This is a genomic window from Confluentibacter sediminis (assembly GCF_003258355.1).
Classification (GTDB): domain Bacteria; phylum Bacteroidota; class Bacteroidia; order Flavobacteriales; family Flavobacteriaceae; genus Confluentibacter; species Confluentibacter sediminis.
In genome coordinates, this window is record NZ_QKPO01000020.1 from 66653 (window position 1) to 76330 (window position 9678).

A 9678-nucleotide genomic window follows, 5' to 3' on the forward strand; every position below is an offset into this window, starting at 1 on the left:
AATGAAGAAAATACACATAATAATAGTCTTTGTCGTCACTTTAATGGCAACAGGCTGCAAGGATAAAGCACAACCAATGGTTGAAGATGACCACCAAGGGGAAGAAAATCAAATTGAATTGACAGATGCCCAAATGGCACAGACCAACATTGTCATCGGTAAAGTTGAAAAACGAAAAATAGGTCACGAAATCACGGTCAACGGGATGATTGATGTGCCACCACAAGGCAATATTTCAATTACTGTTCCTTATGGTGGATTTTTAAAGTATACCGAAATGCTTCCGGGTAGTCGAATCAAAAAAGGTCAGGTCATTGCAAGGGTTGAAAATCCAGAGTTTATAGAGTTCCAAAGAGAGTATCTGGAGGCTTTGGCAAATAATGATTATTTAAAAGCAGATTTTGAACGCCAACAAACCTTGAATGATGAAAATGTTACGTCATCTAAAGTTTTTCAAAAAGCAAAAAGTATGTATTTGACCAATCAGGCAACAATTAAATCGCTTGAAAGCAAGCTGCGTTTAATCGGCATCAATCCGTCAAGTGTGAAAAATGGGTCTATTTCCACCATTGTAAATGTGTATTCGCCCATTAATGGCGTGGTTAGAGAGGTTTATATCAATACAGGTAAATATTTCAATCCGCAGGACGTACTTATGGATATTACCGATGCAACAGATTTACACGTAGAGCTTAAAGTTTACGAAGACGATATTCACTTACTTCGAAATGGACAACGCATCCGTTTTAGGTTGGCAAATGCACCTGAAGAATGGATGGAAGCCGAAGTATTCCTTATTGCCAATAACGTTCGTGATGATAGGTCCATTACGATTCACGGACATTTAAAGGAAAAAAATGAAGAGCTGTTGCCAGGAATGTTCGTGAACGCAGCCATTGAAGTGGAAGCACAAGAACATTACGCCATACCAGAGGAAGCAATCGTTCGGTTTGAAGCAAAACAATATATTTTTAAATCTCTGGGAAAACGAAAAGAAGGCGAAAATACAATAAACGATTTTGAAATGCTCGAAATCACAAAAGGAAATGAGGAAGAAGGTTTTGTAGCATTTGATTTTGTAGATGAAACACAAGATATTACTTCTATGGAAATTGTTTTAAAGGATGCCTTTACACTTTTGGCAAAAGCAAAAAACAGCGAAGAAGAAGGCGGTCACGGACATTGATAAAATGAAAATTTTAAAAAACATAAAGGAAAAAGCAAAAAAACTGAAGCGGGAACTTGTGCTGCTGCATCTTGCCTACGGCCATTCACAAACACCTTGGACAGCAAAAGCGATTATAGTTTTGGTCATCGGTTATGCCTTAAGCCCCATCGACCTGATACCCGATTTTATTCCCGTGCTTGGTCTGTTGGATGATATCATCCTATTGCCATTGGGTATTTATTGGGCGATAAAACTCATTCCAAATGAGGTCATTGAAGAATGTAGGGAGCGAGCCCGAACATACAGTTGGGATAAAAAGAAAAGTATAGTGGCAGGTGTAATAATTGCTTTAATCTGGATTTTGGCTGTTTACCTCATTGTTAACAACATATTTATTAATTGATAATTAAATGAAAGAAATAGAAATGTTTTTAGAAAATAAAAAGGTTCGCCCTACGGCAATGCGCATCCTGATTTACAAGTATATGGCCGAAAAAGAAATTGCGGTTGCCCTTACAGATATAGAAAATGCTTTCACAAAAGCAGACAGGACTACCTTGTACAGAACCCTTAAAACTTTTGAGGAAAACGGAATTGTACACCAAATTGATGACGGCACTGGAATTTCAAAATATGCCCTTTGTGAAAAAGGATGCAATTGCGAAATAGAACAGGATTTGCACCTTCATTTTCATTGCTCAAATTGCAATGAAACGGTTTGTTTAACGGAGCACAAAATCCCTCATATCAATTTACCAGAAGGATATTTGGCAGCGGACGTTAATTTGGTCGTAAAAGGAATATGCGAAAAATGTGGTGGCCAATAAATGCACTTCCATTGCATCATATAATTTAAGAACTTGCACTTATGAAAAAGAAAAAAATAAATCTTCGGGACCTCGATACAAAAGAACATAAAAGAGAGCACAGCCACGACGATGGCCACAACCATAGCAGTCCGGAAAGTATAGGGAAATTTAAAATTTATGTACCAGCAATTTTCAGCTTTGTAATGCTGATTATTGGTATTGCGATGGATTATTTTGACGTAGCTTTTTTTAAAGATTGGATACGTATTGTCTGGTATGCAGTCGCATATCTTCCAGTAGGTTTTCCTGTGATAAAGGAAGGTTGGAACAGCATCAAAAATGGCGATTTCTTTACCGAGTTTTTATTGATGTCCATCGCAACCATAGGTGCATTCGCCATTGGCGAATATCCCGAAGGTGTGGCCGTAATGCTTTTTTATGCGGTTGGCGAATTGTTCCAAAACGCAGCGGTCAATCGAGCTAAAAGCAATATCAAAGCCTTGCTCGATGTGCGTCCAAATGAAGCTTTGGTATATCGCAACAACGATTACGTTTCCGTAAATCCCGAAACCGTTGAAATTGGCGAAAAAGTTCAAGTCCGTGTCGGCGAAAAAATCCCTTTGGATGGTGTTTTATTATCAGAAAAAGGCTCGTTCAATACAGCAGCTCTAACAGGCGAAAGCAAACCAGATACCATTGCAAAAGGCGAAAAAGTATTTGCAGGAATCATCAATTTGGATGGCGTAATTGAAATCGAGACCACCAAGGAATTTAAGGACAGTTCCATTGCACGAATCCTCGATATGGTGCAGAATGCAACAGCTCGTAAGTCAAAAACCGAATTGTTCATTCGGAAATTTGCAAGAATCTATACGCCCATTGTGGTATTCTTGGCGATTGGTCTGACATTTATACCCTACTTTTTTGTGGACGATTATATCTTTAGCGATTGGTTGTACAGAGCATTGATTTTCTTGGTTATTTCCTGTCCGTGCGCTTTGGTCATCTCAATTCCGTTGGGCTATTTTGGTGGATTGGGAGCAGCTTCAAAAAATGGAATTCTCTTTAAGGGAGCATCCTTTTTGGACGAAATGACAAAAATAACCACAGTGGTAATGGACAAAACCGGAACCGTGACCAAAGGTGTTTTCAAAATCAAGGAAATAAAAGCAATTGATTGGAAAGAACCCGAATTTATGAAATACCTGATGGCGATGGAAGAACAATCTACCCATCCAATAGCCAAGGCCATTATGGAATACAAAGCCAATGGCGAAGATTTTAGGGCAACAGAAGTAACCGAAGTCGCAGGAAAAGGATTAAAGGGAACAGTAAATGGCAAAACGGTGTTGGTAGGAAACAAAGCGTTGATGACTTCGAATAATATCACAGTCCCTTCGCAAACAGATATCATTGTAGAATCCATTGTGATGGTTTCCATTGAAAGCAAATTTGCGGGTTATGTCATCATTGCAGACGAGTTAAAAGAAGATGCTCACGAAGCCATCAAACAAATTAGAGAATCTGGAATTTCCAAAATCATAATGCTTTCTGGAGACAAGGATTCTATAACCCAACAAGTGGCAAAAGAAATGGGCGTGGATTGGGCAAAAGGCGGATTGTTGCCCGAAGATAAATTAGCCGAAGTCCAAAAACTGATGGCCAAAACGGACAACAAAGTGGCATTTATTGGCGATGGCATCAACGATGCACCAGTATTGGCGGCAAGTGATGTTGGTATTGCAATGGGTGGCTTGGGCAGTGATGTAGCGATTGAAACCGCAGATGTAATTATCCAGACAGACCAACCTTCCAAAATAGCAAGAGCCATAAAGATAGGCCGTTCTACAAGACGTATTGTTTGGCAAAACATTGGTTTGGCTTTTGGGGTAAAAGCAGTTGTTTTGATATTGGGAGCAGGAGGTTTGGCAACAATGTGGGAAGCTGTTTTTGCTGACGTTGGTGTAGCTTTGTTGGCAATTTTGAATGCAGTTAGATTACAGAAAATGAGTTGGAACTAAAACATCAATAATGAATAAAAAAGAACATTGGGAAAACGTTTTTAAGACAAAAACTTTAAACGAAGTGAGTTGGTATGAACCTATTCCAGAAACATCTCTATCCTTTTTTAAAGAATCTAACATTTCTAAATCTGCAAAGATTATTGATATTGGAGGAGGTGATAGCTTTTTGGTTGACCATTTATTAAAATTGGGATATACTGATATAACTGTGTTAGATATTTCTGAAGCCGCATTAGAAAGAGCAAAACTACGTTTAAAAGGTAACGCTGATAATATAAAATGGATAGTAGCTGATGCTGCTAATTTTTTACCACCTGAAAATTATGATTTTTGGCATGATAGGGCTGCGTTTCATTTTTTAACAGATGAACAAAGTATAAGTAATTATGTTAAGACTGTACAAAAGCATCTTAAAAAGAATGGTAATTTAGTCATTGGCACTTTTTCTGAAAATGGTCCAAAAAAGTGTAGTGGTTTAGATATTAAACAATATTCGGAATCTACAATGACCAATCAATTTATGGGATATTTTAACAAAATAAAATGTATTAGAATTGACCATAAAACGCCCTTTGATACGAATCAGAGCTTTGTTTTTTGTTGGTTTAGAAAAAAGTAATTCTATTTTTTGCTTTCTAACATTGGTAATGTGATATCTTTAAGTTTAATTCTCTTTATTATAAGCTATAGTGGTTATTGGGGGCAAATCTTTATCCATTCGCTATTTTAATGGGATATGTTATTGGTAAAAATCCAGCTAACCGCAGAATAAAAAAAAGTAAAACTTGATGTAACTGGCGAAATAATAGAACCACGATTTAAAACCAATTTCACTTTTAGTTCAATTTCAGGTTATAATATGGCAGGCGTTGTTATTACGATTTAGCGTATTAAATAAAAATTTCTTTAACTCACATTTTTATTTGGTCGCTTTTTAGAATTCAGATTATTATATTCGTAATTGATTTATCTTTTCATGAAAATATCCCAATCATTACCTAGACCTGAGAATTGGCAAGACTTTGAAAGTCTGTGTAAAAAGCTATGGGGAGAAGTGTGGAACTGTGCCGAAATAAAAAAGAATGGTCGTTCTGGACAAAACCAAGCAGGAATAGATGTATATGGAATTCCAAAAGGCGAAATTTCATATTTTGGAATCCAATGCAAAGGGAAGGATGAATACACAAACAAACAACTTCTTGAAAAGGAAATAAATGAAGAAATTGAAAAAGCTAAGAACTTTGAACCTTCACTAAAAAAGATGTATTTCGCAACTACTGCTGTTAAAGATGTTGTTGCTGAAACTGTCATCCGAAAAAAGAATATTGAACATTTAAAACAAGGAATCTTTGAAGTACATCTTTATTCATGGGAAGATATTGTTGACCTTATTTTCGAGAATAAAACTACTTATGACTATTATTTAAATAGTCAAACGTTTAAAAAAAGTCAGTCGGTAAATGTAACTTTTAAAAATGGAGAAACAGAAATGACTGTTAATCCAAAATTTCTTCAAAAAATTCGTGTTGCAAGAACTAAATATGAAGAAATGGAACAACAAGCCAAAGAACTTATGCCAGATTGGATTATAAAAATGGCAGATAGTCATTGGATTACACCTGAGATTTTTAGTACTAGTTTTTCTTATAGTCCAAAGCAAACTGAATTTAATAGAAGTTTTTTTGACAGTACTATTCTTGTTACCAACAATGGTTCAGAACCATTAGAGCATTGGAAATTAACTTTATCGCTACCAGAAGATATAATTGAAATATCTTATAAGAATTGTGAAAAGAAAGGAAGTTATATTATAACTGGGTTAAAAAATGTTCATTTTGATACATTTATAAATTCTGAAAGTAATATAATTACAATTGAGCCTAGAAAAAAAATATTGGTTGGAGACGATACTTTTCAGTCAGAAACCTTATTCTTTAAGCCTATTCCAAAAGATTCATCCATAAGAATTCCTTGGAAATTAGTTTCTAAAGGCTTTAAAGAAGAAGGTTTTTTAACACTACATATTGAGCCGAAGATTGAATCTGAAAGAATAAAGGTAGATGATAATTCCTCTCTTTTATTGGATGAAGAAAAAAGAATTACTATTGAAGATTTTTTTGAAACTATTGATGACGATTGATTTCAAAGAAATCTTTTGAGCTTACTAGGTTTCAAATTAAGCATGTTATTACAGGTTAAACTTAAATCATAAAAGAGATTCTTGAATTTTTATAATTATGTAGTTTTCAAATACTAATTTATGATTGAGGATTTAAAAAAGCTATATCTACGGTTTAATTATGCTGATGAAAAAGGTTTCATTTTCAATGCTCCAACTTTAAAAAAAGGAGAACATATATCAATTGGCTTTGATAATAAGAAAAGACAATTCAATGTTCATTTTACTGATGATACTATTAATGAACCTGGTGCAAAAAGGAGAAATTACATCTTTACAATTTCTGCATTCCGTTTTTTCCTTTTTTTAAAGCGTTTTGAGATATTTTACAATCAAAATATTATTAATCTTTTATTCACTTCAAAAACCAACCTTGGTAAATTAAAGAAAAATAAATTAATTATAAATACTTTTTTTACTTCTGATGAAGCTGAAGATAAGCTCATTCACAAAAAGAAGAATGGTAAATATTGGAAATTTAGAGATAACTTCGATTTTGATAATATCTTAGAAAATTACAAATATATTGAAGAGTCTGATTTATCAAACAATAGCTTTCATTTCGCCTATAAGTTTAAGAATAACAATTTATCATTACAAGGTATTATATATAAGTTTGAGAACTTAAATGGCATATATTTTATTCCAATCAAAAAATGGAATCGTTTTATGAGGTACATGGCTATTGCTATGTATAATTATTTCAACACATATCCAACAGAAGAAACTCTTCCTTTCAGACAATTAATGTACGAACGTCTCAAGCATCCTTATTTAAATAACGAAAACGATAAACATTAAAACTAATATGATAAAAGTTACAATGATTCCATGTATTGGAAAAGATAGTTTGTTTTTTAAGGTTTATGGAGGTTCATATGCTTTAATACCTAAAACAAAAATGTTTTTAGGTAATAAGGAAAACAGGGAATGTAGATTTTGTGGCAAAAATGAAAAAGAAACTACATTTAAAATGAAAGCTCATATCATGCCTGAGTTCATGGGGAATAAAAAATACTTTTCATACTTTGAATGCGATACTTGTAATCAATACTTCGGTAAATTAGAAGACTCATTGTTTAATTTTGCTGGAATATTCAATACACTTTCTACCATAAAAGGAAAAAAAGGATTTCCAAAATTTAAAACTAAAGGAAGTGATTTTCAAGCTAAGGAATTTGGAACGATAATTCAGAAAAATCATGACCCTGAAAACGAAGATTCATTTGTTTATGATGAAGAAAATGAACGAATGAATATAGACGTAACAATGCCATCTTACATACCACATGATGTGTATAAATCATTAGTGAAAATAGCATTATGTATGTTGCCAGATGATGAATTTCTTCAACATAAAAATACAGTTGATTGGTTAATGTCTAAAAACTCGCCTCAACATGAGAACAATCCTTTTTTTAATGTATTTCGAAAAATCGGTGGCAATCCTAAAATGTTTCCTGAGCCTATGGCGTTTCTGTTAAGGAAAAATATCAATAAAAATACGCACAGATTTCCTACTTATACTTTATTACTTTCTTATGGAATAATTTCATATCAAATTTTCATTCCTTTTATCGATAGTGACAATCATTTGGTTAACGAAAAGGAAATTATATTTCCTCTTGAGGAGCATGTTGTCAATCATATATATGCTGATGGTAAACCAAGCGAGTTAAGTGTAGATAAAGTAAGTTTAGCTAGTGTTGAGAAAAAAAGAAATGAAAGACACAAAGCAAGTGTTGGATTTAAGATTACTAAAGATTTTCGTGAAAATAAGAAATGAAATTTCTAGGTTGTTTTGAAATTTTTATCGCTCTCATAATCACAAACACTTTTAATTATTATCTTCATAGATTCGGAAAAGTTGATTTAATTTAGAGTTTCTTCCTATTCAAATCTTTCTGAAAAATATAATTTCTGCTAAAAAGTGGAGAGATATCTATATCAATATTGGTACAAAGGTAAACTCGCAACATGTTCTCATCAAAAGACTACGGCATAAAGCCAACGCTTCGCCAACACCTCATTTATTCCGTTTCCTTTTGAGCAGAAATGTTGTCTTCCGTTTGGGTTCCGCATAAATATTGTTTAATCAAAAACTATAAATTTATGGAAACAATTACCGAACATTTAAAAGAGGTCGCATTGGTTGAAATTACAACGAGTAAGACCAATCCGAGAAGCGATTTTAATGAGCAATCCATTCAAGAACTCGCGGAAAGTATTAAAGAGCATGGCGTACTTCAACCGTTACTCGTAAGACCAATGTCTGAAGGTTATGAACTCGTCTGTGGAGAAAGACGATTAAGAGCCTGCAAGCTGATTAATTTGAAATCTGTACCAGTCCAGATTAAGGACTTGAATGACCAAGAAGCATTGGAAGCTCAAATCATCGAAAATCTCGAAAGGGAAGACGTGCATCCATTACGTGAAGCTGAAACATTCAAACTGATGATTGAAAAAGGTAACTATCTCATTGAAGATATTGCTACTAAAATCGCCAAGTCTGAAAAATTCATTCTGCAAAGGCTAAGTTTGAATAATCTAAATGCCGAATGGAAAAAACTATTTTTTAAGGATAAAATTAATCTTTCAAAGGCATTAATCATAGCACGACTGGATAAGAAATATCAAAAAGAAGTGGCGGAAAATGCATGCGATTGGAGTGGTGATATAAAATCTGCCAAACAATTACAAAGCTATATTGATTCAAATATAACAGCGCTGTTATCAAAAGCGATTTTTGATCCTCTAGATGAAAAACTGATTAAAAAAGCAGGTGCATGTATCAATTGTCCGAAGCGCTCAGGAGCAAACTGCTCACTGTTTCCCGATGTAAAGGAAGAAGACCGATGCTTCGACAAAGTATGTTTCAGCAGTAAAACCAAAAAACACATTCAAACCGAAATAGACAGTATTATAAATAATGCTGAAGACGTTTATTTAATAAGTTCCAAACATCAAGATACAGATGATGACTTAACACAGAAATTGAAAAAACTAGGAATTACTGTGTTGGTAAATTATGATGATTTTGAAACCATCCACGGAAAGGATGAGCGAAAAAACAAAATCAAGGGATTTTGGATTAATGGTTATGATCATGGAAAATATGTTTCTATTCGATTGACAAAAAAACAAGAAGAAAAATCATTGGATCCCAAAAGTAAGGAAAGCGTAACCGCTCAGGTTGAAAAAATCAATAAAAGAGCAAAACGCATGATGGAACTGGATGATGAGAAAGTACATAAGCGCATCATAGAAACCATGTGTGAAACTGAAGAATTGACTGTAATTGGAAAACATAAACATTGCGATGCCACAGAAAGAATTAGCAGATTGATATTATGGAATGCATTGGGTTGGCCAAAAAAAGAACACTATGGTAAGCTTTTGGATATTGACAAATATAAAAAAGAGGGTTCTACTGGATTCCTAAAACGTCTTATGGAATTGACTAAAGATGACATGGCAATCATCATCAATAATGTTGGC

At 34.0% G+C, this 9678-nt stretch carries 9 protein-coding genes; all 9 read left to right on the forward strand.

Annotation, left to right across the window (positions count from 1 at the left end; all coding sequences use genetic code 11):
* Nucleotide 1: 1 nt before the first annotated feature.
* On the forward strand, nucleotides 2-1186 hold the full coding sequence (locus DKT72_RS16170) for an efflux RND transporter periplasmic adaptor subunit (protein WP_220628141.1): 1185 nt from the start codon (nucleotides 2-4) through the stop codon (nucleotides 1184-1186).
* Between the two features lie 4 nt (nucleotides 1187-1190).
* Nucleotides 1191-1571, forward strand: a complete 381-nt coding sequence (locus DKT72_RS16175; protein WP_111309784.1) for a YkvA family protein — start codon at nucleotides 1191-1193, stop codon at nucleotides 1569-1571.
* Between the two features lie 7 nt (nucleotides 1572-1578).
* Nucleotides 1579-1995: a Fur family transcriptional regulator gene (locus DKT72_RS16180; RefSeq protein ID WP_111309785.1), complete on the forward strand. Its 417-nt coding sequence runs from the start codon at nucleotides 1579-1581 to the stop codon at nucleotides 1993-1995.
* A gap of 41 nt (nucleotides 1996-2036) precedes the next feature.
* On the forward strand, nucleotides 2037-3998 hold the full coding sequence (locus DKT72_RS16185) for a heavy metal translocating P-type ATPase (RefSeq protein WP_111309786.1): 1962 nt from the start codon (nucleotides 2037-2039) through the stop codon (nucleotides 3996-3998).
* Between the two features lie 10 nt (nucleotides 3999-4008).
* Nucleotides 4009-4620, forward strand: a complete 612-nt coding sequence (locus tag DKT72_RS16190; protein WP_111309787.1) for a class I SAM-dependent methyltransferase — start codon at nucleotides 4009-4011, stop codon at nucleotides 4618-4620.
* 357 nt (nucleotides 4621-4977) lie between these two features.
* On the forward strand, nucleotides 4978-6141 hold the full coding sequence (locus tag DKT72_RS16195; RefSeq protein WP_111309788.1) for a restriction endonuclease: 1164 nt from the start codon (nucleotides 4978-4980) through the stop codon (nucleotides 6139-6141).
* 120 nt (nucleotides 6142-6261) lie between these two features.
* Complete coding sequence (locus DKT72_RS16200; protein ID WP_111309789.1) at nucleotides 6262-6981, forward strand: hypothetical protein; 720 nt, start codon at nucleotides 6262-6264, stop codon at nucleotides 6979-6981.
* A 7-nt stretch (nucleotides 6982-6988) separates the two neighbouring features.
* Entirely contained in the window at nucleotides 6989-7966 is a 978-nt protein-coding gene (locus DKT72_RS16205) for an HNH endonuclease (RefSeq protein WP_111309790.1), read from the forward strand.
* 326 nt (nucleotides 7967-8292) lie between these two features.
* The coding region (locus DKT72_RS16210) for a ParB/RepB/Spo0J family partition protein (RefSeq protein WP_162623345.1) at nucleotides 8293-9678 on the forward strand (1386 nt) is incomplete at its 3' end.